Below are 24755 nucleotides of genomic sequence, written 5' to 3'. Positions count from 1 at the left end.
CCACATCACCTTCAGGTCATGCGGCTTTTTTGTAAGCTAAGCTCTGCGCTTAACCTTAATTAGCTATTTATTTGAAACTTAACAGTTCTACTTCAAAAATAAGTGTTGAACCCGCTTGGATACTACCAGCGCCACGGTTGCCATACGCTAAACGACTTGGGATGAAGAAGCGACGCTTCTCACCGACAACCATTAACTGCACACCTTCAGTCCAACCAGGAATAACCTGATTTAAACCAAATGTAATCGGCTCGCCGCGCTGTACTGAGCTATCAAACACAGTGCCGTCTAATAATGTACCGTGATAATGAACCGTCACTTTAGAACGACCGGTTGGATGTTCAGTGCCGGTACCTTCAGTAAGTACTTTCGATTGTAGGCCTGACGCCGTTACTTCAACACCTTCTTTTTCTAAATTCGCAGCTAAGAACTCTTTTCCTAATGCTATATTTTCAGCGGCTTGTTTTTTATTCCCCCCCATGCGCTGCATAAGGAAAAAAACCAACGCACAACCGATTATCACTGAAATAATTTTAAACATGATTAATCCCTATCTAGTAAACAAAACGCCGATGACGGCTTAAATTCAAAACTTAAATTAAAAACAATCAGTCATCAACATTTAAAGTTAATTCAATTTTATTTACAGCACCAACTTTACTTACGACGCCAAGTAGTACCGTTAGCACCATCTTCCAATACAATACCCAAGGCATTTAACTTGTCACGAGCATCATCCGCCATGCCCCAGTCTTTACTTGCACGTGCATCGTTACGTTGTTTAATAAGCGCTTCGATTTCAGCTACTTCATCATCCTCACCCGCATCACCTTGTAAGAAGACTTCAGGCTCTTGTGACAATAGACCAAGTACATTACCAAATGAAATTAACTGTGCAGCTAATTCACCTGCGCGTTTCGCATCCGTTTCTTTAATACGGTTAATTTCTTTCGCTAATTCGAATAAAACAGGGAATGCTTCAGGTGTATTGAAATCATCATCCATTGCCGCTTTGAACGTTTCAATGTATGTTTCGCAGCCCGGTGCAAAACCATCGATGTCAGCTACAGTAACACCACGTAATGCCGTATATAAACGCTCTAAACTTGCACGAGCTTGTTTTAAATTATCTTCTGAGTAATTTAGCTGACTACGATAATGACCAGAAAGTAAGAAATAACGTACAGACTCGCCATCGTATTTTTCTAATACATCACGGATAGTGAAAAAGTTATTTAATGATTTAGACATTTTAACTTTGTCGATCTGAACCATACCCGAATGCATCCAGGTATTCACGTATTCACCGTTATGTGCGCAGCATGATTGTGCCACTTCATTTTCGTGATGTGGGAACATCAAGTCAGAGCCGCCACCATGAATATCAAATACTTCACCCAGCAGTTTGTTATTCATTGCTGAACATTCAATATGCCAACCAGGACGGCCTTCACCCCAAGGAGAAACCCAGCTCGGTTCACCTGGCTTCGCCATTTTCCATAACACGAAGTCCATCGGGTTACGTTTATTTGATTCCACTTCAACGCGCGCGCCCGCTTGTAGCATATCTAAGTCTTGCCCACTTAACTTACCGTAGTCAGCAAACGTCTTCACTTCAAATAATACATCGCCACTATCAGCAACATAAGCGTGGCCTTTTTCTACTAATTTTTCGATAATCTCAATAATATCTGGCATGTGGCCTGTTACCGTTGGTTCGATATCAGGGCGAATCATGTGCAGCGCATCAAAATCGTCATGCATGGCTTGAGTAAAACGCGCTGTTAACTGATCGCAAGTTTCACCATTTTCGTTTGCACGCTTAATGATCTTGTCATCGACATCCGTAATGTTACGAATAAACTTAACCGCATAACCGCGATGGCGAAGGTAACGCACCACAGTATCAAACGCCACAAAAGTACGACCATGACCAATATGACAATAATCATAGATAGTCACACCACATACGTACATACCTATTTCACCTTCAGTAATAGGTTTAAATTGTTCTTTTTGACGAGTCAGTGTGTTGTAAATCTTCAACATCGAATAGTGATCCTTGCGCAAACAGTAAAAATGCAAATAATTGATTGATTTTACCATTAGCATTAATGATTACTAGCTTTGCAACAGCATAAAAGGCCAAAATTTAACTGAACAACCAAAAAAGTGTATAAATCAGTCAAATGAAAGCACAAAAATAAGCCCTTCCCACCCCTTCTTTCCCTAAAAGCTTTGCCATTGTCGACCTTTAGGATAGAATTTACCTCGTTAATTAACCAAAGGATCATTAAGATGATAACTCTACATACAGATTTCGGTGATATCAAAATTGCACTTAACTTTGAAAGTGCACCAAAAACAGCAGCTAACTTCCTAGAATACGCAAAAAGCGGTTTCTACGAAGGTACTATCTTTCACCGTGTAATCGATGGCTTCATGGTTCAAGGCGGCGGCATGCTTCCTGGTATGGAAGAGAAAAGCTCAAATGCACCGATCGAAAATGAAGCAGACAATGGTCTGTCTAATAAACGTGGTGCATTAGCAATGGCACGTACTATGGACCCGCATTCAGCAAGTTCACAATTCTTCATCAACGTGAAAGACAACAACTTCCTAGATTTCACAAGTAAGACGTCTCAAGGTTGGGGTTACTGCGTATTTGCTGAGGTTGTTGAAGGTATGGACGTGATTGAAAAAATCAAAAAAGTAGCGACAGGCAACAAACTTGGCCACGGCGATGTACCACTAGAAGATATTATCATTACTAAAGTAACTGTAGAAGAAGCTTAATCGCTCACTCAGTTCCTTAAAATAAATACACTGCTTAGGTAGTGTATTTATTTATTCCCGACAAGGATGGAACCACCATATGACTACTTTGTTTATTTCAGATCTGCACCTTGATGAGCGCCGTCCGCAAGTTACCGAGTTATTTTTACACTTTCTTGTTACCGAAGCGCGCGAAGCTGACGCTCTCTACATTTTAGGCGACCTATTTGAATTCTGGTCTGGTGATGACATTAGTAACCCACTTAACGACAGCGTTCAAGATGGACTTAAAGCGTTAACTGACAGTGGCGTAAAATGTTTCTTAGTTAAAGGGAATCGAGACTTCTTGGTCAGTAAACGCTTTGCTAAACGTACAGGCGTAACAATTCTCGGCGATTATACAGCGATAAGTCTTGACGGCCAAAAGGTGCTCATTGCACATGGCGATACATTCTGTACGTTAGATGAAAAATACCAAGCATTTCGTGCCGCCGTAAATATCCCATGGCGCCAAAAACTATTTTCCTGCTTACCTATCTTTGTACGTGAAGCGATTGCCGATAAAATACGCGGCCATAGCCAAGAAGGTAATCAGCAAAAAAGCATGACAATTATGGATGTAACAGAATCTGAAGTTGTCGATAAAATGCAAGAATATAACTGTGACATTTTAATTCACGGTCATACTCACAAACCGAATATCCATGATGTTCAATTGACAGCAGACAAACTCGGAAAACGGATCGTATTGGGAGACTGGTTTGATCAAGGCAGCGTACTTATTTGGCGTGATGGCCAATATGACCTCCAACAACGTGCATTTTTAAAAGACGCGTAAAAAAGATAACATCGGTTTTGTGAATTAAAGATCAAAAAAAGGAGCGTTACGCTCCTTTTTAAATCACTGAACTAAGTTGTTTAACTCACACTAAGCTTATCCGCCTTCGTTATGAATTTCTAGATTAGCAATTTCTTCTTTTTCTTTGACTGTTTTAGCACCATCGCTACGAACATCGTTAAGACGCTGTAAATAATCAGCATCAATATCACCCGTTACGTATTCACCGCTAAACACTGAGGTTTCGAACTTTTTAATCTCAGGGTTACATTTTGAAACTGCAGCGATTAAATCATCTAAATCTTGGAAAATAAGTGCATCTGCACCGATCATCGTTGCGATCTCATCGACGTTTCGACCATGGGCGATTAGCTCTTCAGTGCTAGGCATATCAATACCGTATACGTTTGGATAACGTATTTCAGGGGCTGCGGAAGCTAAGTAAACTTTATTTGCGCCTGCTTCACGTGCCATTTCAATGATCTGTTCTGATGTTGTACCACGAACAATAGAGTCATCGACTAACAGTACATTTTTACCTATAAACTCAGATGAAATTGCATTCAATTTACGACGTACAGACTTACGACGCAAAGTTTGTCCTGGCATGATAAACGTACGGCCAATATAACGGTTTTTAACAAAACCTTGGCGATACGGTAAATCGAGTACTTTTGCAATTTCTAACGCACTATCACATGACGTTTCAGGAATTGGGATAACAACATCAATGTCTATATCAGCCCATTCACGCTTAATTTTATGACCGAGCTTCTCACCCATTGCAAGGCGTGATTCGTAAACCGATACCTTATCAATGGTTGAGTCTGGACGTGCAAAATAAACAAATTCGAAGATACATGGGTTATGCTTTGCATTTTCAGCACAGTGCGCGCTAAATAGCTCACCTTCATCAGTAATATAAACAGCTTCACCTGGTTCAATATCACGTACAAAGTTAAAACCAACTGCATCGAGTGCAACAGATTCAGAAGCAACCATATATTCTTTTCGAGCACCTTCAGTTCGCATACCCAATACTAATGGGCGAATACCGTTAGGATCACGGAAAGCAACAAGGCCATGATTAATAATCAGTGATACCACAGCGTAAGCACCGCGTGCTTGCTTATGTACAGCGGTAACAGCAGTGAAAATATCTTCTGAGCTCAAATGTAAACTTGGGCATTTATCTAATTCATGAGCCATAACATTAAGCAATACTTCAGAATCAGAAGTTGTATTAATGTGACGACGGGCTTTATGAAATTGATCTTCTTTTAATTGAGCGGCGTTGGTTAGATTTCCGTTATGAGCAAGGGAAATACCGAACGGGGAGTTAACATAGAAAGGTTGAGCCTCAGCGGCACTCGAGCTTCCTGCTGTTGGGTATCGAACATGTCCAATACCAATATTACCTTTCAAGCGTTGCATATGTTTAGCTTCGAATACATCGCTCACTAAACCATTCGCTTTGCGCTGCCTAAAGTTTCCATCACTTAAGGTTACAATCCCAGCAGCATCCTGTCCACGATGCTGTAATACTGTTAATGCGTCATAGATAGACTGATTAACAGGGGTTGTAGAAACAATGCCAACAATTCCACACATAACCTAAATCCTCGTTTACTGTGCTTTCGATAAAATGCTATTTATAACGTTTCGCTTGTCATAAACCCTGCATATTGTCCCATGCAGAAGCTTGATGTTCAAAAAACCATTTAATGAGTGGTTTTAACTCAGCTATTAGTGGCGAACCCTGCCACCAAGCCGTTTCCGGGAAACTGGTGAATAGCTGTAAAAATAACAGCAACACGCACACCACTAATATTCCTCGGGCAATACCAAAGCATACACCGAGCAACCTATCCGTACCTGATAAACCAGTTTTATCCACTAGCTGGCCAAGTATGTAATTTAGCAAAGCCCCTAATATAAGGGTCGAAATAAATAATAGCGCTATCGCAACGCCATTTTTAACTAATTGTTCGCTGAATGCAGAACTAAATGCATCGAAATTTTCTAAGTAGGCAGCAATATCTTGATAATAATAACGAGATATAAAGAAGGCACAAAACCAAGTGCAAAGAGAGAACGCTTCCTTGACAAAACCACGCACTAAACTTATCACTGAAGATAAACCAACAATACCTAAAATAAGATAATCAATCCATGCCATATTTTGTTCCACTCATTTGAAATTCGCGCCATTGTAACAAGTTAAATACGAGATTGATAATAGTTATAAACAAAAAAAACCGACATAAATGTCGGCTTTTTAATTACTTGTCTCGAGGGTCAAATTTCTCAATTACACCTTTCAAACCAGTGATTTTCTGTAATTTTGGCAATAAACGTTTTAACTCATTTTTATTTACGTTAGGCCCTACATATAATCGATTTAACTGGCCAGCCTGTTTATGACGCGGTAATCGATAGGCATCAAAGCCTGCTTTTCTAATTTTTTCAACCAAATCATCAACAGCGACTGAATTCTTGAAGGTACCTAAACGAATATTCCAACTATGACCAACTGGCGGTATGACTTTTACAATTTCGACAGCTTTAACTAATGGGACAAGTTTGGGGGCTTTAGTGATAGGTTTAGGTGCTGCCGATTCCACCTTTTTAGCCTCCGTTAAATTAACTGTGGGTGCGGGTTCAATGAGTAATTCGGCGACTTCATTATCAAATGACTCAAAGTTAACGGGCTCAGCAAGTTCAACTAACGCAGGACGCAAAGGAATACTAGCTGCATTCTCACGATACGTGACCTTCTGACCATCTAGCAAGTCAGGTAAAAAGATAATGCCAATCGCCACTAGAATAATAGTGCCGACTAAACGGTGTTGAAATGTCGATGCCACGTCTATTTAACCACTTATATGTTGGATAATTTCTGCTACGGTGAAAAATGAGCCGAAACCAATAATAATGTCATTACAATCAGCGCTTTGATTTGCAGATTGCCAAGCTTGCGCTATTGTATCATGACTCATAGGCTGCTGGCTAAGGCTATCACGGCTTTTCCCATTCAGCTCCATCGCGTCAACTAATCCCTGCTCGATTTGCTGACAAGACGCTGCACGCTCCCCCTGGAGTGCAGCCAAGTGCCAACAATCAATAACGTCAGTTAAAGCCGCCAAACTTGCTGCAATATCTTTATCTTTAAGCATGCCAACAACAGCAATAATCTTAACCGGTGAATGAATCTGCTGCTTTAAACATGTGAGTTGTGTTGCGAGGTAACCCGCGGACTCAGGATTATGTGCAACATCCAAGAATTGTTGTGGCGAGGTACCTAATCGTTGCATACGACCAGGTAACCTTGCATTTGCAACACCACTGCGAATGGCAGATTCAGGTACAGCTAATCCTAACGCTTGAATTGCGGCAATTGCCGTAGCGCCATTTTGCAAAGGTAACTGGGGAATAATCAGGTCAGAAAAAATAGATCCAATATTAGTCTGTTGTTCTGTTGAACTCACTTGCCAGTCCCAACTTTCAGCATGCTGCGTGTAATAATAATCACGATTAACAGCAATCAGTTCCGCACCGACTTCATCAGCATACTCAGCAATGGTAGATGGCGGATTAATCACACCACAAATGGCTTTTTTATTGGCGCGGAAAATACCCGATTTTTCACGTGCGATAACGGCTTTATCTGTACCAAGCCAATCAGCGTGATCAATATCAATCGTAGTGACAACAGCAACATCAGCAGAAACAATATTTGAAGCATCTAAACGACCACCCAATCCAACTTCAAGGATCACAACATCTAATGTTGCATCTTGAAATAATTTCAATGCGGATAATGTCGTAAATTCAAAATAAGTTAATGTGGTATCACCGCGCCCAGCTTCAATAAAGACAAATGAATCAGCATGCGCTTGTGCGCTGAGCATCTCACCGTTAACACGTACACGCTCTCGATAATCTTGTATATGAGGGGAACTGGTGACACCAACATTGTAACCAGCATCTAGGAGAATTCGTTCTAAAAATGCGCAGGTAGAGCCCTTACCATTTGTGCCTGCAACGGTAATGACTTTCGCATCAAATGTCGTTAATGCTAAATCAGCAGCAACGCGTCCTATACGACCTAATCCCATTTCAATATTAACAGGATGAATACTTTCTAAATAGCAAAGCCAGTCTGCGAGAGACTGGCTTTTATTAATACTGTTCAACATCGGTAATAGTTACTCGTTAGTGTTTACTCGTTAATGTTTTGAGCGTCACTTGGAGTCTTAATTTCATCCGCTGCAGGTACAACTATGGGAGTTGTTTCTGTACTTGCTGATGCAGTCGCGATGTTATCAGACGTTTCCAAGTTCATCATCTTCGCTAATAAGCCTGCAAGTTTATCACGCATTTGGCGACGATCAACAATCATATCGATCGCACCTTTCTCCAACAAAAATTCACTACGTTGGAAACCTTCAGGTAGCTTCTCACGTACCGTTTGCTCAATAACACGTGGTCCAGCAAAACCAATCAGTGCTTTTGGTTCAGCAATATTAATATCACCTAACATAGCTAGACTTGCAGATACACCACCCATTGTTGGGTCTGTCAGTACAGAAATGTAAGGTAAACCTTTTGTTGATAATTTCGCTAATGCCGCACTCGTCTTCGCCATTTGCATTAATGAGAATAATGCTTCCTGCATACGCGCACCGCCGCTTGCAGAAAAACAAATCAACGCACGGTTCTCAGCCATACATTCATTAATTGCAGCAACAAAACGAGCACCAACAACGGTTGCCATTGAACCACCCATAAATGAGAATTCAAATGCACAAACGGCAACAGGAATACCTTTAATCGTCCCTTTCTCTACGACTAACGCATCTTTTTCGCCTGTTGTTTTTTGCGCGCTAGATAAACGCTCTTTATATTTTTTGGTATCACGGAATTTTAATTTATCACTTGGTTCAAATTCAGCACCGATTTCAATGCGGCCATCTTTATCAAGTAATTTATTGAGACGCTCACGTGCATTCACACGCATGTGGTAATCACATTTAGGACAAACGCCTAAATTACGCTCAAGTTCTGCATGATATAAAACCTGGTCACAAGAGGTACATTTAGTCCACACTCCTTCAGGAATATTACGACGCGCTGTTGCGCTCTTGCTTTTTGGTAGTATTTTTTCAATCCAGCTCATGAACCCTACTTATAATTTGTTCTAATTAATTGAAGTATAAGATGTTAAATGCGTTGTTAATACGATAGTGAAACAAAAATCCAAAACCAATTAACAAAAATTAATGCGTTAAGTCGATATCTGTCGAACTTAACAATACTCCACATTTATCGTGTAACACAATTAAATCACAGATTATCCAATAAGTTTATCTAAAACTGGTCATACCCTTGTGACTCACCATCAGAAATCAATAAAAAATGATAAAGCGACATAAATAATAACAGCTTACAATCGCTTCATCACTCTCTTATCAATGATAAGTCACCTTTCGCAAATCAGTATTTTATTGTTATTAAATCAAACAATTAAAAGTTTTCAGGTAAAAATAATGGTCCTACAGCAGGTCTTGGTATATTAAATTCGCTTGGATAGTCTACTTCAATCATGTAAAGACCTTCTGCTTTGCTTGTTGCCGCTGCGACAGAACGATCTCTACCGGCCAATAATTCACCAATCCACGAAATGGGTTTATTACCTTTACCCACTTCCATTAATGAACCAGCTAGGTTTCTTACCATATGGTGTAAGAATGCATTCGCTTTCACATCAATAATAATATACGCATTTTGACGGGTTACTTTGATATGGTGCATCGTTTTAACAGGGCTTTTGGCTTGGCAATGCTTGGCACGGAAAGAAGTAAAATCATGCTCCCCCACTAACTGCTGTGCTGCTTCATGCATTAATTCAGCATCAATATCACCATGGTAATAGCTCACACCCGAACCTAAAATTGCAGGGCGCAAATTGTTATTATAAATAATATAGCGATAACGTCTTGCCGTTGCACTAAAACGGGCATGAAATTCTTCATCGACTTCTTGCGCCCAACGAACTGCTATGTCATCAGGTAAATTAGCATTTACACCGAGTGTCCATGCTACCTCTTTACGTATAGAATCAGTATCAAAATGCACAACTTGTCCAGTTCCATGAACACCAGAATCGGTACGCCCAGCACAGTGCACTCTCACAGGGTGGTTCGCAACACGTGACAATGCATCTTCTAATTTTTCTTGTACACTGATCACTTCATTTTGTCGTTGCCAACCGTAATATTTACTACCGTCATATTCTATACCGAGTGCAATTCGCATTTTTATTCCAACTTTATACTTTCATTAATTTTTTAAAACAAAAAGCGGTGACTCTCGCCACCGCTTTACTTTATATAATAATTATATCACCCAATTATACCGCTTCAAGTTACAACTTGAAAGCAACTAGCACTTCTAACCTAATCAGCAGATCACAATCGACTCAAGAGTTGATTCACTTCAGCTTGCTGCACTGCGTCACCAGTGCCCGCCAATGGTTCTAGAATAGATTTAGCGCCATCTTTATCTTCAATTTCAAGATAAGCACGCGCAAGATCTAATTGCGCACCAAAGCGGTTATTCTCATCATCAATATCAACCGCGTTACTATCAAGTAAGCTATTGCTGTATCCATCAAGACCTACATCCAATTTTACTTTATCATAAGGTTCATCTTCGATATTAGCTGGCTGTTGCGATACTTCATTTAACAATTTATCGATATCAATAAACTCTTCTGCTTGCGCTGCTGCGACATCAATCGGAGGCTGCTCGCTTGGCGCTGAACTAAATGCATTCGGACTGAATTCTGCCAACATAGCTTCAATATCATCTAGCGGCTCATCAGCATTATCAGTTTTTTTTGCAGCTTCAGGTTTTTCACTCACGGTCCCATCAAGTTCAGCTAGCATTTCATCAACAGTCTGTCCGTGGGCTTGTGGTAAATTGACTTCAACACCAGCTTCAGCTAACAGACTATCGATATCGTCCATGTCGACGACTTGTTGACTCTCTATTTTCGGTGCAATATTGTCAATATTAGCTTGGGCAATGTCATCTAAACCAGCTTCGGCTAAAAGGTTGTCAATATCGTCCATATCAACAACTTGATTCGCATCTGGAACATCCGGTACCTTGCTCGCTATCGCTTCTAATTCAGCTTCAGCTAAGATACTGTCAATATCGTCCATATTCACAAATTCATCATTTACGACTGGCGATGGTTCTGAAACAGGATCTGGTGTATTGCTTGCGGTAACCTCAATATCGTCAAATGAATCAAAGTCAGACATTTTTGATTCAGAAGTTTGAGCGCCAGGAGCCTGTGAGTTACTGAGTTTAAACTGCTCTAACATTGAATCGACTTCAGCTAAATCAGCATCTAATGTATTTTTATTATTTGTCGGAAGGTCAGGGATCAAGCTAGGTTCATCTAACTCTTCACGCCAACTTAAATCAGGTTCCACACTATCATTTTCAAAACTTGTGCTTTCATCATCTAATGTTAAGTCAATATCACTAAAATCATTATCATTTAAATTTAACTCTGGCATGACAGGCGCTTGATCTATAATTTCCGGCATAATAGGCGCTGCCGGTTTAGTCGTAATAGAATCCATCGGCAAGTCATGAGGTTCATCTAAAAATACAGTCTCTTCTGCATCAAGCTGTAAATTAAAATCGGGCTCTTCTAAGTCTGGCGCTCCAAATGTATTTATCTCATCAGCAGGCTTTTCTGCGGGTGCTTTAGCCTCTTCAGACACAGACATCGCACTATCAGGTGCAAATTTTTCAGCATTAAGATAATCACTGAGTTCATCAACGGTATTATCCGCATCAAACATCACGCTATCTTCAATATTATTCTTTTGATCATTTCTATTTTTTAACCATAGGCCTAACCAAACTAAAAACAGTAATGAAAATACACCAGAAACACCACCAATTAACCACCAATTGTTATAGCTTTCAGCTTCCATCACCGATTTCTTTTTTGCATTATCAATTGTAACTTGCTGTTCATCAATCCGTGTACTTTGCTGTTCGATTAATGCTTTTAAATCTGCTTTCAATGCATTGTTAACCGCCATTTGCTCTTTAAGTTCCGCTAATTCTATACGAATACTTTCTAGCTGTAATTTAAGGCGACGATTAGTTTCACTTGATAATAAAAGATGCTCGTTGCTTTCAGTTAGCTCACCTTGTAATAAAGCAAGTTTATCACGTTCGATTTTATTTCCGGCAATCACCTTCACGCTTGGTTTAGTAATATTGATCGAGGGGGTTGGTTTCTTTTTAGTACCTGATTTTTTCGTAAGCGCATTTTTTAGGGCTGAACCGTCAGTTGCTTGTATTTCAGCTGCACTGGGGATCTTAAGAAAACTACCATCAATCATTTTATTAATGTCACCACCTAAAAATGCATGAGGGTTAAGCGCAAAAATGGCGGTCATCGTTTTGTATAAACTTAAGCGACTATCTGGTCTCGTGGCAGTTGCAACTGACCATAACGTATCAGCCTTCACAACAGGGCCGTAATTATTAGGCGAAGAAGGGGTATGCACTTCAGGGCCTTTTAATTGAAGAACAAATCCATTTGAATTAGCAGCAATACCCGCCATAGGAATCAGCAGAAATAAAACAACCCATTTTAATTTCGATAAACCCGATATCATTGTTAACCCTTACTATGAAACAACACCAACACACTTAAAATTAATATAACATATACAAAATATCAGTATACACATGAATTCACTGGTATCTTCTACTTAACTATTCTAATGGTTAATTTCAATAAAAAAAAATTGAGAATTGAAACTATGATATAAATCAGAAAAATAAAATACAAATAAAAAAAATAGCACCCAATATTGGGTGCTAAACATGCAATTTAGATAAATTTATAGCCAAGGGCTAAAACTTACTCTTACAGATAATCACGAATTAATAGTTCTGCAATCTGTACACTGTTGGTTGCAGCACCTTTACGGATGTTATCGCCAACAACCCACATGTTGATACCGCTAGCGTGTGAGATGTCTTCACGAATACGACCAACAAATACGTCATCATGACCTGCAGAGTCAGACACTGGTGTTGGATAGTCTTCTTCATTTTCAATCAGTTTAACACCTGGCGCATGACGCATCAGTGAACGTACTTCTTCAGCACTGATCGGTGTGCGTGTTTCTAAATGGATAGCTTCTGAGTGACCATAGAATACCGGTACGCGTACTGCTGTTGGGTTAACCATGATGTACTCATCACCAAAAATTTTCTGTGTTTCCCACACCATTTTCATTTCTTCTTTGGTGTAGCCATTTTCAGTAAACACATCAATCTGTGGGATCACGTTAAATGCGATCTGCTTAGGATATACTTTTGTTTCTACTTCACGTGCATTTAATAAACTTGCAGTTTGACCCGCTAGTTCATCAATTGCGCTTTTACCAGAACCCGATACGGCTTGGTATGTTGCGACATTAATACGTGAAATACCCACTGCATCATGGATAGGCTTTAATGCAACTAGCATTTGAATTGTTGAGCAATTTGGATTTGCGATAATGCCACGGTTTGTATATTGCGCAATTGCTTCTGGGTTTACTTCTGGCACAACCAGAGGAATATCTTCGTCATAACGGAACTGTGATGTGTTATCAATAACAACTACACCCGCATCGGCTGCGATTGGCGCCCATTTTTCTGATACCGAACCACCAGCAGAGAATAAACCGATTTGAACTTGTGTCCAATCGAAATTATCAACATCTAATACTTCAACTTGTTTATTATTAAAGGTAATTTTACCACCAGCACTACGGCTACTTGCTAATGGATAAATATTACCGATTGGAAATTTACGTTCCTGTAAAATTTCCAACATCATTTGCCCTACGGCACCTGTTGCTCCTAGTACTGCAACATCATATAGTTGACTCATCAACGACTCCTAAAAAATTATTTGGCAAACCCAAGTTGATACAATGACTCTACCGCATAATGTGACTCATTTACTAGCCTCAATGAGGAAAATTCTCTTCTTTCGAGATAATTTTTACGCATTTCATCAAAACTACCCGCTCTCATTATGTTTTTTCTAAAAATAGCGTCGTCTCGGCGCACATCGTATACCAAATGAACCAAATTTTTAGCGAATGTTTGATCTGCACTTTGGTTAATATCAATGCTACTGACAGCAGGTATAGGTAAGATATCACTAATAGTACGTTCAGCTTGCTGACCTAGAAATTGTGCATACGCCTGATAAATCATCTCTGTACCACGCGCTTTACCTTCTAAGCTATAACCCGCAATATGGGGAGTGGCAATAGCAACATGAGGAATAAGTTCGAGCAGTGGCGTAGGTTCGTTTTCCCATACATCCAATACAAGGGTTATCCCGTGCCCAGCTTGTTTTAGCTCTAATAAAGCCTGATTATCAATCACATCACCACGACCGCTATTAACAAGGATCGCGTCTGGCGCTATGCCCGCCAGTAATTCAGCAGTTAATAGATGCTTAGTTTGATAATTACCTGTTTTAACTAATGGTACGTGTAAACAAATAATATCCGCTTGTAATGCTTGTCCTAAACTAACAAACCCCGTTAGGCCTTCTTTCTCTACGCGAGGAGGATCGCATAGCATCACTTGAGCACCGAGAGCCGTTAGTCGACTGACCGTTTGCGAACCTGTATTACCAACACCAATAACGGCGATTTTTTTATCCGCTAATACAAAACTTTGCAGTTCAGCTAACACTAATAATGCGCTGCAAACATAATCACCAACAGATACCGCATTACAACCTGGCGCATTGGTATATTTAATATTTCGCTGTTGTAAGCATGCTTGGTCTAAATGATCGATACCAATCGTTGCAGTTCCCACAAAGGCTAATCTATTGGCTTGAGCAAGTAACTCGTCGTTAACTTGCGTGACTGAACGTACCATCAAGGCATCTACATCGTGTAAATCCTCAGCTTGAATTGTACGGCCAGATAAAGGAACTACTTCACCAAACTGAGAAAACAATTCGGTTGCATAAGGCATATTTTCATCAACTACGATCTTCATTTAAGTATTCCCTCAATAATACGACTAGGGTTATTTTGCGCGTTGTGAAGATAAAAAAAAAGCCCATTTATCAATAATCTGATAAATGGGCTTACATTGTCTTCATCACGGTTGTATGAACCGTCACTTAAACGTTTTTATTTAAGCACTTTAATGCACAATTATTTAGTAAATTTACTAAATACTAGCGTCGCATTCGTACCGCCGAAACCAAAGCTGTTCGACATTACGTTAGTGAGTTCTGCATCAATTGCCTGACCTGAAACGATATCTAGACCATTCGCTTTTTCGTCAAGTTCTTGAATATTTGCACTTGCAGCGATAAAGCTATTTTCCATCATGATCAATGAATAAATTGCTTCATGTACACCAGCTGCACCTAATGCATGGCCAGTCAGTGATTTTGTTGCACTGATTTTTGGTGACTTATGACCAAATACAGCTTGAATAGCTTCAAGTTCTTTTGTATCGCCTACAGGTGTCGATGTACCGTGTGTATTTAGGTAATCAATTTCACCGTCTACTGTTTCTAATGCTTGTTGCATACAACGCACAGCACCTTCACCCGATGGCGCTACCATGTCATAACCATCTGATGTTGCACCGTAACCGGTAATTTCTGCATAGATAGTTGCGCCACGAGCAAGTGCATGCTCAAGTTCTTCAACAACAACCATACCGCCACCACCAGAGATAACAAAACCATCACGGTTTGCGTCATATGTACGAGATGCTTGTTGTGGAATTTCGTTATACTTAGTTGATAATGCGCCCATTGCATCGAACTCTAAAGCTAAAGTCCAATCAATTTCTTCACCGCCACCAGCGAATACAACGTCTTGTTTACCCAGTTGGATTTGCTCTACTGCATGGCCAATACAATGCGCACTTGTTGCGCATGCAGAAGTAATAGAATAGCTTGGGCCTTTAATTTTAAATGGTGTAGCAAGACAAGCAGAAATCGTGCTCGACATAGTACGAGTCACCATGTATGGACCAACACGCTTTACACTTTTATTACGAGCTATATCAACAGAATCAACAACGTTCTTTGATGATGCACCACCTGAACCCGCAATAAGGCCAGTACGTACATTAGATACTTGCTCTTCTGTTAAACCTGAATCATCAATCGCTTCTTGCATTGCAATATAGCTGAAAGCGGCTGCATCACCCATGAAACGCATTGCTTTACGATCAATGATTTCCTTAGGATCAAGATTAACAGTTCCGCAGACTTGGCTACGTAAGTTTTGTTCAGCAAATTGTGGTGCAAATTCAATACCGCTGTTACCTGCTTTCAGTGACTCACATACTTCTGCTTTGTTGTTACCGATACTTGATACAATACCGATACCTGTTATAACCGCTCTTTTCATGATATTCCCTAATATAAAATTATTACGTTATTCTTACTTATTTTTTAACGTCATCTGGTCTGCTTTCCCTATAATCAGATAAAATTATGACCGTTTTATTAATTTTGAGCCTATAGACTCATTATTTTTATATTTAAAAAAATCAGCCTTAATCTGCTAGACGCCCAGCGAGAGCCTCTGCCCTATCTACCTTCATTATAGTAAAGCGTTAACATCCAGTATCCCATTGCTATCTATGATTGTCACCGCTTAAAAATTGCTTGTGATCAAATCATCTGCGATTGTTGTTACTTTTGCTGCTTAAACAACCATGATAGTCGCGCAGCAGTTCGAATGAAATGCAAAGTTGGCAATTTAAGTCAGTGTAAACAATCATTAGTAGTAATCATTTTTTATCACCACTTTTGTGACATCTATAACATCAATTTGATAGATAATATTAAAGGAATTAAATATGACAAAGCCACCATGTTCTTATTTACAAGGTGTTTCATCCATATTTGTTCACTCATTAGTATTCTTTTTTATCATGCTATTGAGTTTTTCCAGCCGTGCTGAAATCAATCTGATCTTTGGTCTATACACCTCAGATAAACCGACAACTATGGTTACTAAATTCCGCCCTTTTATTAATACGCTCGAAGCGCAAATGACAGATAAGCTAAAACAACTGGTCCATATAAAAATGCATATATCCAGTAACTATAATGATGGTGTACATGCACTTACCACTGGAAAAGTTGATTTTTCTCGCTTAGGTCCAGCGTCATATATAACCGCTAAAAATACCAATACCAATTTACAACTACTTGCCATCGAAGCCAAAAGAGGCAAAAAACTATTCTATGGCATTATTGCCGTTCAAACAGATAGTCCAATAACAAAACCGGAGCAATTAGTCGGTAAACGATTTGCATTTGGGTCTGAGCAATCCACAATTGGTCGTTATCTTTCACAAAGTTACCTTGCAGACCATCATATATACGCGAAAGATTTGGCCAAGTTTGACTACTTAGATAGGCATGATGCTGTTGGTGCATCGGTTGCAGCAGGGCGATATGATGCAGGCGCATTAAAAGAAGGCACATTTAACAAACTACGCAGTAAAGGCGTATTATTACGTGAAATAGCACGATTTCCGAATGTAACTAAACCTTGGGTTGCAAGATCAGGATTAAATAATGAAATAGCGCAAGCTTTATCAACATTATTAATCGCCAGTAATGAGTCAAACGCATTATACAAAAATTCATTGAGTAAAAATGGATTTCTATTAGGTGATGACAGTGACTATGACATTATTCGCCAATCGATGAAAGATAAACGTTTTTTTGAAACAAGATCAATTAAATGACCCAACTAATTAAGCATTTACCACTCTGGTCCAAGATCCTTGTCGCTACATTGTGCATAACATTTATCACAAGTTTAGCGGCTGGAGAATTAGCCAGACGTTTTGAATATAACTATCTCACCAATAATTTAACCTCACAAATACAACAAACATTTAATATTTTATCCGCAACAACCATTGATAGTCTGATCACAGAAGATATCCCACTACTTGAAACGATCATGTTACAGATATCATCAAACTACCCTGATATCGCATTCTTTGCTATTTATAATGAGCTACATACAGTGTTAGTCACTTGGGGAACACTGCCGCCAGATGCAAGTTTACAACACCAAGAATTTCAGCAGCCCGTTACTTTTGGTGGTGAAACGTTTGGCTATATGCAAATAGCAGTCAGTACTGCTAGCTTGCAACAAGATATAAGAGAGCATGTAAACTTAATTCGTCTACTCATTGCGTTAATATTATTATGTTTAGCACTGGCGATTTCGCTATTACTGCATTCTTCAGTATTAAAGCCAATAACAAACATTAATAATCGATTATTACAGTTATCTCAATTTCATCAAACAGGTGAACAGATCACGCTAGTATCAACGAATGAGCTAGACCGTTTAAATGAGTCTGTCGACCTCATTCAGGAGTTTACTGATAAGCAAAAACAACGCGAACAGCAATTACAAATAGCAAAAGAACAGGCCATTAATGCTAACACAACAAAATCAACCTTTCTCGCCACCATGAGCCATGAAATAAGAAACCCAATGCACGCCATTTTAGGGGCATTGTCGTTATTAAATAAGAGTGAAATGAGTACTGAACAACGACACTTTATCGATACGAGTCTGAAGTCAGCCAATATATTACTAAACCTATTAAACAACATCCTCGATATGTCAAAAATAGAAGCCGGAAAACTACAACTCGAACATCGCGCTTTTAATATTCAAGAGATATTACAAGATGTAACAGGTGTCCTTAAACCATTAGCACAAAAAAAAGGCATCATACTAAGCCATTCCAGTAATACTGAAATGCCGTTATGGGTACTCGGTGATGATAATAGGTTAACGCAAATTCTCATCAACTTAACCAATAATGCGATTAAGTTCACGCAACAAGGCCAAGTCTATGTGATGATGGAAGCAATACAACAGGCTAACCACACACAGCTTTGTTTCACCGTCAAAGATAGCGGTATTGGTATATCAGAACATAAACTAAAGCATATTTTTGATGATTTCGTACAGTCTGATAGCTCTTTTTCACGTGAATACGGTGGTTCAGGCTTAGGGCTTGCCATCTCAAAACAACTGATTACGTTAATGAAAGGAAACATCACAGTCACTAGCCAATTAAATCAAGGCAGTGAATTCAAAATTAAATTAAAACTAGAAAATACGGCGGCACCAGTCGCTGAACAACCAATACCACAAACACCAGTCGTCACAAAAGACACCCCACCTCACTTACTCCTCGTTGAGGACAATAAGGCAAATCAATTTATTACCAAAACTATTTTACAACGGGCTGGTTATACTGTGGATGTCGCAAGTAATGGTCTACTGGCCATTGAAGCTTGCGAGAAACAACTATACAAATTAATATTAATGGATTTACAAATGCCTGAAATGGATGGGTTTGATGCAACAAAGGGAATACGTCAACCTTCCAATATGAATGTAAACACACCGATTATAGCGATGACAGCCAACGCAACGACCGAAGACCGAGAGAATACCCTTGCAGTCGGTATGAATGATTTTTTGATGAAACCGGCTCGGGAAGACCAGTTGATGAAGAAAATACAACATTGGTTAAATTAAATGTTAACGACAATCTAACCAATGACATTCATTAATTAAACTGCTGATTAAATTTGGCCATCGATGCAGCTGTATCTTGCCATAAGCGACTATTTTTAAGCTCAGCTAATGAAAAATCACTCGTATGCTTAAGGTTAAAATCATCGGTTGTTAAATTATTATCCAAGCCATCTAATAGAGCTTCAACACCTGTGCGATCATTACACGCAAGTAATAAGTTACACCCAGCCCATATAGCCTGCTCTGCCCGCTCTAAATAATTCCCCGCAACGCTGGCGCCATGCATCGATAAATCATCAGAAAAAATAGCGCCTTTAAAGCCTAGCTCTTGTCTTAATACCGTTTGTAACCAGTATTGAGAGAAACCCGCCGCCTTAGTATCAACTTGCTGATAAATAACATGGGCAGGCATAATGGCATCAAGTTGCGCATTGGCAATAAGGGACTTAAATGGCAATAGATCCGTTGCAGTAATGTCAGCTAAGCTACGTTCGTCAACCGGTAATGCAATATGTGAATCAACTAACACACTACCATGACCAGGGAAGTGTTTACCTGTCGTTTTCATACCAGCCTGGTGCATACCAACGCATAATTGCGTCGAAAGATCGGTTACCCAGCTTGGATCCGCATGGAATGAACGATCACCAATAACTTGACTACCGCGTTCTAAATCCAGTACCGGCGCAAAACTTAAATCTATATCAAATGCCAATAACTCCGCCGCTAACATCCAGCCACACTGCTGAGTAAACTGCTTCGCGGTTTCACGATCATCAGCATATAGCGTCGCAATCTTACCCATAGCAGGAATACGTGTAAACTGCTCACGAAAACGTTGAACACGACCACCTTCATGATCAACCGCTATCACCATTTGTGAATGAGCCGTTTTACGAATTGATTTAATTAATGCATTTAACTGAGCATGATCACCATAATTACGACTAAACAAGATCAAGCCACCGGTTAATGGGTGCGCTAAAATCTCTTTATCTTCAGCCGTTAATTCATAACCGTCAACATCTACTACTACTGGTCCCACGACAACTCCTTATTCAATCTATTAATTTTATCAGCTATAGCACGTTCAGATTGCTGCCACAGGGTTAAATAGGTGATATCTTCATCTTGCTGGTACATAACGATACACCACAATAAAGTCATCATTTCGACCACAACCGCCATTACCGCTAATTGTTCTAATGTCACTTTGGCTGCAGGGTAATAATGGTTGTAATACGTTAAAAATAACACCTGCTGTGAATGACCCCAGGCAAATGTCTGAAATAATGTTGTAATATCAAAATCACAATGACCCGCTGCTGCAAATTCCCAATCCAGTAAATACAACTTAGCTTGCTCATCCACAATAAAATTCAATGGGTTCATATCGTGATGACAAAAACCCTGTCTATTTAAAGGTAACTGATGTTCAATTAAATCTACCACAAGTGAGAGTTGCTGATCGAGTTGCGCGGTTTTAAATTCGGCTTTGAGTGTTTGATAATAATGCTGAAGCCGTTCAACCATATTAAGGTGATGCGCAGGTAAAGGCTGCTGATGAAGTGTGGCCACTAATTTTGCTATTTGATCAATATTTTCATCGCTAGCTTGTTCATTAAGATCCCAGTGTTTACCCGTGATCCAATCACAAATAATACCTTGCTTATATTGGGCAATAATATTTGGCGATAAACCAATAGCAGCGGCCTGTATTTGCGCTGCACACTCGTGTTCTACTTGATTATCCATGTCATTATAAACCGCTGAAAATTGTCTTACAAAATAGTGATAACTCAAATTTTGTAGTTGAAAGTCCAAACGATAATTATGGTTACTTAAACCACCTGCAACAGGTTGTAAAGAAAATGACTCAGGGCTAAAACGCACAACAAATTCAGGGATTATAATCATAAAAAGACGATGCTACTCACTTGGGCTTCAACCGTATTAAAACGGTTATTGATCAATTCAATACTTAACGTATGTTTACCGCTAGTATTCTCAGCCTGAGAAATATTAATGACTAACGAATAGCCGGAATAAGTCAGGCCTGAGTTATGCGGTGATACTTGCTCTGTTAAAATTTGAATATCAAACCAATCAGGTTCTGAGAATGTTTCCGCGCTAGCACGTTGCAATTCATTATGCGTAACCGGCAAGGTTACCATCGTATTGGGAAGCGCGATATATAATCGCTGGCCATGCTTAAAGCTACCTTGAACAAAATAAGGCTGCCGTAATAGTTGCCCGCTTAACGTTCGCACCTGCGTTGTTAATGGGTGTTCAATAATTACTTCAAGAGGAGCCATCATAATTTGTCTGCTATGGTATGCTTGTGATGTACAACCACTGACAACTAACGCACTCAATATATAAACCAGTGTGAGTATCCATTTCATTTAACACTCCTCCCAAAGCTACTGATAGTTTATGAGATGAGAATAACAACTAGTATGTTGTTACCATCGCCCCCAATTGCTCACCACCAACAAGATGCATATGTAAATGATACACTTCCTGTCCGCCATGTTTATTACAATTAACGATGAGACGGTAGCCATTTTCAGCAATCCCCTCTTGTTCCGCAATTTTTCTTGCCACAATGAAGAGACGCCCTAATGCTAATTCATCTTCTTCACATACATCATTCGCCGTCGGGATTAGTTTATTGGGAATGATAAGCACATGTGTTGATGCTTTTGGACTAATATCACGAAATGCAGTCACTAATTCATCTTGATACAGAATGTCCGCAGGGATCTCTTTATCAATTATTTTACGAAAAATCGTTTCTTCCGCCATTTGTTTCGCTCCATTACAAAATTAAGTTATTCAATAATATGTGAAAAAATAGATAAATACACTCACTATCAGTAATAGTTCATGATCTATACTCAAACTACTTCATGATCAATACCAAAACAGCTCTTAAAGCAAAACATCAACGACAAAAAAGCCCATCACACCCTACATCTAGTGTAGTTTGTAATGGGCTTAAATTTAGATATTATAAATTGCTAATGTTGATTAAGCTGAAGCAATAGCACCTTTACCGACACCTTCGTAAGCAAATACAGTCAGTGGATCGCTACAATCTTTTGCTAATGTATCCGCGATATATTGTGCAATATTTTCTACTGTTGTTTCTGTTGGCATAATTTCAACAATTGACTTACTAATCGCAAGTTGGAATTCACCTTGTGGCGCTTGATATTTAAAGCAATAATGCTCAGGCGTTAATGCAGCCATACCCGCGCGAGAAAGTGAAACTTCTGATGCCGACACCATATCGCAATGTTCAGCCAGATAGATATCTTTCCAACGCTCAGCCCAACTCGCTTCAAGCGCAGCATCACGTTCATCATTACGCAAGATCTCAATTGTAGAACGGTGACCATGTGCAATACGCTGACAGTTACCAAGATGTTTACGTAAACCATGGCTGTAGCAGTATTCTGCGCCGTCAATTTTTTCTTCACGTAATTTAACGTCTAACTTTTTCACGTTATTTGGTAAACGTAGCATGAGCTGCTCAGTTAAATACATCTCTAAATTTGCCAGCGTAATTTGCTCTGTCGGGATTAATGCAAATGCTTGATCTGGGCATGCTAAATGAATTGACTCACTGTGTTCACGCCATGCATCAACATACGTAAATGCACCATCGCTCATCACATCACAAAACTTAGCATGAGCAGGTACGATCAACTTATGATCTACCAATTCATCAACAGTCGATTTAATCAATTTTTTTACAATACCAAAATCTAAGATCATGCTCTGTTCATTTAAGTCACCATGCAGAACAATATCCACTAACCAGCTTTGGCCAATAATGCCACGTGAATAATCCAATACTGAAGAATCAATAACAGTAAGATCTTTGACGAATAGTTTCATCTAAATTTTGTCCTTTATGGTAACTAAATAGGTATTTATATTATTGATTAGCGCTATTTTTGAGCGTCGTATTCGTCTTTAAATGAAGCAATCAGCTCTTCACTATCAACAACAACTACATCTTGACCTGCTTTTGGAAATACTGAGATAACAACGCCATCAGCAGCAAGACCTGGTAGCCAGCTATTACGCCAAGCACCCATCTCAATTTTAAGCGGTTGACACTCAGACCAATCGCCTTGGATCCATTCACTTGCAAACTCAGCATGTGGCCAAACAGGAATACTTCTTTCACCTTCTGCTTCGCTAACAACAAAACCGTTAGCATCCGCTAATGTCCACACTTCTTCAGACTTAACCGCACGAAAAACGAAATAGTTGAAACGCGCTTCTGGTGATTTTTCAACTGCTTCAGCAGTTTGCTTGTCATGAATTTTAAATGTCATAATCTTCTCTCAAGAAACCACCGTTGGCAGTTTCAAATAATGTTTATAATAAAGCAGCAGATTGTACGCTGCACACTAATAAATACCAATAATAAATACCAATAATAATAGTAAAAGTTAAACAAGGTGATTTTATTTAACAAATGCCAGCTTGCGCAAATAACGCGGTATCATGGTTTCATTACCCTGCAATCCGCCTTGATGTATATAAAGAATGGGGCGTTTATCTGCGCTTTCAAGTTGCGTCGCAGCATTCGCATTATCTTCGATGAATTCACGCTGCAAACATAACCAAGCCAGCGGGTCATAAAGTAAATCAAATTCAATATTGGTGGTTTGTTTTAGCTCGGACCAAATATGATAAAAAGGCAGGTAAAGTTTACCAAAATGATACTTTTTATCTGCAGAGATAATCGTTGGGTGTAATGATTCATCGGCACACAATTCAAAAAATTGCTGCTGTAAATAATCATCACCGCCAACACAAGCACAAGTCTGTACTTCAAAGGGTAAATGTTTTTGCAAAAATAGTGCCGTAGTTCCGGTACCAGAAGGCAACACAACACGAATATCAGTATACGAATTTGATTTAGCCCACGCCATAATCTCATTGGCTAGTATTTTTAACCCTGTTTCCGCATACTGACAGCGACCACCTTCAGGAATAAAAACAACATTCTGACCTTGTGCTTTTAAACCTGGTAGCACTTGTTGCTGTATATACTCAATAACAGACTCACCATTCGAGCCAGCAACGATAACATTCGCACCCTGCGCTAACGCTGCGCGATAATTACCTTGTGGATTATCAATCAAATACTGAGGTAGGAGATCAACATAATAGTGCAGCTGACATTGCTTTAATTTAGCTAATACAGATAAAGAATATAACGAATTAGCTTGCGCAGAACCGTGGCCAATTAAGATATCAACCTGTGATAAATCTTGTTGTAAGAAATGATAAAACTTTCGGGCTTTATTACCGCTAAAAGCCACATCTAATAAATCATCACGTTTAACGTAAACCTGATGACCTAAAAATTCGATGTCATCGACAGGTGTATTACGTAATTCCAAGGCTGTGTCCTCATTTATAACTTAGATTCA

General features: G+C 39.4%; 23 protein-coding genes. 4 read left to right on the top strand and 19 right to left on the bottom strand.

Annotated elements, in window-relative coordinates:
- Nucleotides 1–67: 67 nt before the first annotated feature.
- On the bottom strand, nt 68–490 hold the full coding sequence (gene bamJ, locus BT797_RS15955) for a BamJ family beta-barrel-assembly machinery protein (RefSeq protein ID WP_370443636.1): 423 nt from the start codon (nt 488–490) through the stop codon (nt 68–70).
- 167 nt (nt 491–657) lie between these two features.
- Nucleotides 658–2049 carry a cysteine--tRNA ligase gene (gene cysS, locus BT797_RS15950; protein WP_045111100.1) on the bottom strand — a complete coding sequence of 464 codons (1392 nt, stop codon included), beginning with the start codon at nt 2047–2049 and terminating at the stop codon, nt 658–660.
- A gap of 249 nt (nt 2050–2298) precedes the next feature.
- Between cysS and BT797_RS15945 the strand changes: the two genes are divergently transcribed.
- Nucleotides 2299–2796 (top strand): peptidylprolyl isomerase, encoded by a 498-nt coding sequence (locus BT797_RS15945; RefSeq protein WP_045111101.1) that lies wholly within the window; start codon nt 2299–2301, stop codon nt 2794–2796.
- A 79-nt stretch (nt 2797–2875) separates the two neighbouring features.
- Nucleotides 2876–3613, top strand: a complete 738-nt coding sequence (gene lpxH / locus BT797_RS15940; protein WP_045111102.1) for a UDP-2,3-diacylglucosamine diphosphatase — start codon at nt 2876–2878, stop codon at nt 3611–3613.
- 96 nt (nt 3614–3709) lie between these two features.
- On the opposite strand, the gene purF is transcribed toward lpxH, so the two are convergent.
- The 10 genes from purF to fabB form a co-directional block, all read right to left on the bottom strand.
- Nucleotides 3710–5224, bottom strand: a complete 1515-nt coding sequence (gene purF / locus BT797_RS15935) for an amidophosphoribosyltransferase (RefSeq protein ID WP_075472747.1) — start codon at nt 5222–5224, stop codon at nt 3710–3712.
- 58 nt (nt 5225–5282) lie between these two features.
- Nucleotides 5283–5792, bottom strand: coding sequence for a CvpA family protein (locus BT797_RS15930; protein WP_045111104.1), 510 nt, complete (start codon nt 5790–5792; stop codon nt 5283–5285).
- Nucleotides 5793–5895: 103 nt separating this feature from the next.
- Entirely contained in the window at nt 5896–6480 is a 585-nt protein-coding gene (locus BT797_RS15925; protein ID WP_075472745.1) for an SPOR domain-containing protein, read from the bottom strand.
- A 6-nt stretch (nt 6481–6486) separates the two neighbouring features.
- A complete protein-coding gene (folC, locus tag BT797_RS15920) occupies nt 6487–7812 on the bottom strand; it encodes a bifunctional tetrahydrofolate synthase/dihydrofolate synthase (RefSeq protein ID WP_075472743.1) in 1326 nt (441 codons plus the stop codon).
- Between the two features lie 23 nt (nt 7813–7835).
- A complete protein-coding gene (accD, locus tag BT797_RS15915) occupies nt 7836–8792 on the bottom strand; it encodes an acetyl-CoA carboxylase, carboxyltransferase subunit beta (RefSeq protein ID WP_075472741.1) in 957 nt (318 codons plus the stop codon).
- A 347-nt stretch (nt 8793–9139) separates the two neighbouring features.
- A complete protein-coding gene (gene truA / locus BT797_RS15910; RefSeq protein WP_075472739.1) occupies nt 9140–9931 on the bottom strand; it encodes a tRNA pseudouridine(38-40) synthase TruA in 792 nt (263 codons plus the stop codon).
- A 152-nt stretch (nt 9932–10083) separates the two neighbouring features.
- Nucleotides 10084–12327, bottom strand: a complete 2244-nt coding sequence (locus tag BT797_RS15905; RefSeq protein WP_075472738.1) for a FimV/HubP family polar landmark protein — start codon at nt 12325–12327, stop codon at nt 10084–10086.
- Nucleotides 12328–12581: 254 nt separating this feature from the next.
- Nucleotides 12582–13598, bottom strand: a complete 1017-nt coding sequence (locus BT797_RS15900) for an aspartate-semialdehyde dehydrogenase (RefSeq protein WP_075472736.1) — start codon at nt 13596–13598, stop codon at nt 12582–12584.
- A 17-nt stretch (nt 13599–13615) separates the two neighbouring features.
- Nucleotides 13616–14734 (bottom strand): 4-phosphoerythronate dehydrogenase, encoded by a 1119-nt coding sequence (locus tag BT797_RS15895; RefSeq protein WP_045111111.1) that lies wholly within the window; start codon nt 14732–14734, stop codon nt 13616–13618.
- A gap of 161 nt (nt 14735–14895) precedes the next feature.
- On the bottom strand, nt 14896–16113 hold the full coding sequence (gene fabB, locus BT797_RS15890) for a beta-ketoacyl-ACP synthase I (protein ID WP_075472734.1): 1218 nt from the start codon (nt 16111–16113) through the stop codon (nt 14896–14898).
- A gap of 454 nt (nt 16114–16567) precedes the next feature.
- Here fabB and BT797_RS15885 point away from each other — a divergent pair, with 454 nt between their 5' ends.
- Both BT797_RS15885 and BT797_RS15880 read left to right on the top strand, forming a co-directional pair.
- The gene (locus BT797_RS15885) at nt 16568–17467 is read left to right on the top strand and encodes a PhnD/SsuA/transferrin family substrate-binding protein (RefSeq protein WP_244534205.1); all 900 of its coding nucleotides are present in this window, start codon (nt 16568–16570) and stop codon (nt 17465–17467) included.
- The gene (locus BT797_RS15880; RefSeq protein WP_082293719.1) at nt 17464–19296 is read left to right on the top strand and encodes an ATP-binding protein; all 1833 of its coding nucleotides are present in this window, start codon (nt 17464–17466) and stop codon (nt 19294–19296) included. The genes BT797_RS15885 and BT797_RS15880 overlap by 4 nt, the downstream gene beginning before the upstream one ends.
- Before the next feature lie 31 nt (nt 19297–19327).
- Here the strand turns inward: BT797_RS15880 and nagZ are convergent, their stop codons facing one another.
- The 7 genes from nagZ to BT797_RS15845 form a co-directional block, all read right to left on the bottom strand.
- Nucleotides 19328–20341, bottom strand: a complete 1014-nt coding sequence (gene nagZ / locus BT797_RS15875) for a beta-N-acetylhexosaminidase (RefSeq protein ID WP_045111113.1) — start codon at nt 20339–20341, stop codon at nt 19328–19330.
- Nucleotides 20329–21213, bottom strand: a complete 885-nt coding sequence (locus tag BT797_RS15870; RefSeq protein WP_075472732.1) for a phosphotransferase — start codon at nt 21211–21213, stop codon at nt 20329–20331. The genes nagZ and BT797_RS15870 overlap by 13 nt, the downstream gene beginning before the upstream one ends.
- On the bottom strand, nt 21210–21701 hold the full coding sequence (locus BT797_RS15865) for a penicillin-binding protein activator LpoB (RefSeq protein ID WP_075472730.1): 492 nt from the start codon (nt 21699–21701) through the stop codon (nt 21210–21212). The genes BT797_RS15870 and BT797_RS15865 overlap by 4 nt, the downstream gene beginning before the upstream one ends.
- A 49-nt stretch (nt 21702–21750) precedes the next feature.
- Nucleotides 21751–22104 carry an HIT domain-containing protein gene (locus tag BT797_RS15860; protein ID WP_045111116.1) on the bottom strand — a complete coding sequence of 118 codons (354 nt, stop codon included), beginning with the start codon at nt 22102–22104 and terminating at the stop codon, nt 21751–21753.
- 225 nt (nt 22105–22329) lie between these two features.
- A complete protein-coding gene (locus BT797_RS15855; RefSeq protein WP_045111117.1) occupies nt 22330–23202 on the bottom strand; it encodes a 6-pyruvoyl trahydropterin synthase family protein in 873 nt (290 codons plus the stop codon).
- A gap of 53 nt (nt 23203–23255) precedes the next feature.
- The gene (locus BT797_RS15850; protein WP_045111118.1) at nt 23256–23648 is read right to left on the bottom strand and encodes a DUF2750 domain-containing protein; all 393 of its coding nucleotides are present in this window, start codon (nt 23646–23648) and stop codon (nt 23256–23258) included.
- Nucleotides 23649–23780: 132 nt separating this feature from the next.
- A complete protein-coding gene (locus BT797_RS15845) occupies nt 23781–24725 on the bottom strand; it encodes a pyridoxal-phosphate dependent enzyme (protein ID WP_075472728.1) in 945 nt (314 codons plus the stop codon).
- Nucleotides 24726–24755 lie beyond the last annotated feature (30 nt).

The organism is Moritella viscosa, assembly GCF_900120065.1.
Lineage (GTDB): Bacteria > Pseudomonadota > Gammaproteobacteria > Enterobacterales > Moritellaceae > Moritella > Moritella viscosa.
The sequence above is the reverse complement of the archived record's forward strand: the minus strand, read 5'-3'. Positions and strand labels throughout refer to the sequence as shown.

Coding starts and splice junctions, on each gene's coding strand:
- bamJ (WP_370443636.1), bottom strand. CDS start 490: ATGCAGCGCATGGGGGGGAATAAAAAACAAGCCGCTGAAAATATAGCA.
- cysS (WP_045111100.1), bottom strand. CDS start 2,049: ATGTTGAAGATTTACAACACACTGACTCGTCAAAAAGAACAATTTAAA.
- BT797_RS15945 (WP_045111101.1), top strand. CDS start 2,299: ATGATAACTCTACATACAGATTTCGGTGATATCAAAATTGCACTTAAC.
- lpxH (WP_045111102.1), top strand. CDS start 2,876: ATGACTACTTTGTTTATTTCAGATCTGCACCTTGATGAGCGCCGTCCG.
- purF (WP_075472747.1), bottom strand. CDS start 5,224: ATGTGTGGAATTGTTGGCATTGTTTCTACAACCCCTGTTAATCAGTCT.
- BT797_RS15930 (WP_045111104.1), bottom strand. CDS start 5,792: ATGGCATGGATTGATTATCTTATTTTAGGTATTGTTGGTTTATCTTCA.
- folC (WP_075472743.1), bottom strand. CDS start 7,812: ATGTTGAACAGTATTAATAAAAGCCAGTCTCTCGCAGACTGGCTTTGC.
- accD (WP_075472741.1), bottom strand. CDS start 8,792: ATGAGCTGGATTGAAAAAATACTACCAAAAAGCAAGAGCGCAACAGCG.
- truA (WP_075472739.1), bottom strand. CDS start 9,931: ATGCGAATTGCACTCGGTATAGAATATGACGGTAGTAAATATTACGGT.
- BT797_RS15905 (WP_075472738.1), bottom strand. CDS start 12,327: ATGATATCGGGTTTATCGAAATTAAAATGGGTTGTTTTATTTCTGCTG.
- BT797_RS15900 (WP_075472736.1), bottom strand. CDS start 13,598: ATGAGTCAACTATATGATGTTGCAGTACTAGGAGCAACAGGTGCCGTA.
- BT797_RS15895 (WP_045111111.1), bottom strand. CDS start 14,734: ATGAAGATCGTAGTTGATGAAAATATGCCTTATGCAACCGAATTGTTT.
- fabB (WP_075472734.1), bottom strand. CDS start 16,113: ATGAAAAGAGCGGTTATAACAGGTATCGGTATTGTATCAAGTATCGGT.
- BT797_RS15885 (WP_244534205.1), top strand. CDS start 16,568: ATGACAAAGCCACCATGTTCTTATTTACAAGGTGTTTCATCCATATTT.
- BT797_RS15880 (WP_082293719.1), top strand. CDS start 17,464: ATGACCCAACTAATTAAGCATTTACCACTCTGGTCCAAGATCCTTGTC.
- BT797_RS15870 (WP_075472732.1), bottom strand. CDS start 21,213: ATGATTATAATCCCTGAATTTGTTGTGCGTTTTAGCCCTGAGTCATTT.
- BT797_RS15865 (WP_075472730.1), bottom strand. CDS start 21,701: ATGAAATGGATACTCACACTGGTTTATATATTGAGTGCGTTAGTTGTC.
- BT797_RS15860 (WP_045111116.1), bottom strand. CDS start 22,104: ATGGCGGAAGAAACGATTTTTCGTAAAATAATTGATAAAGAGATCCCT.
- BT797_RS15855 (WP_045111117.1), bottom strand. CDS start 23,202: ATGAAACTATTCGTCAAAGATCTTACTGTTATTGATTCTTCAGTATTG.
- BT797_RS15850 (WP_045111118.1), bottom strand. CDS start 23,648: ATGACATTTAAAATTCATGACAAGCAAACTGCTGAAGCAGTTGAAAAA.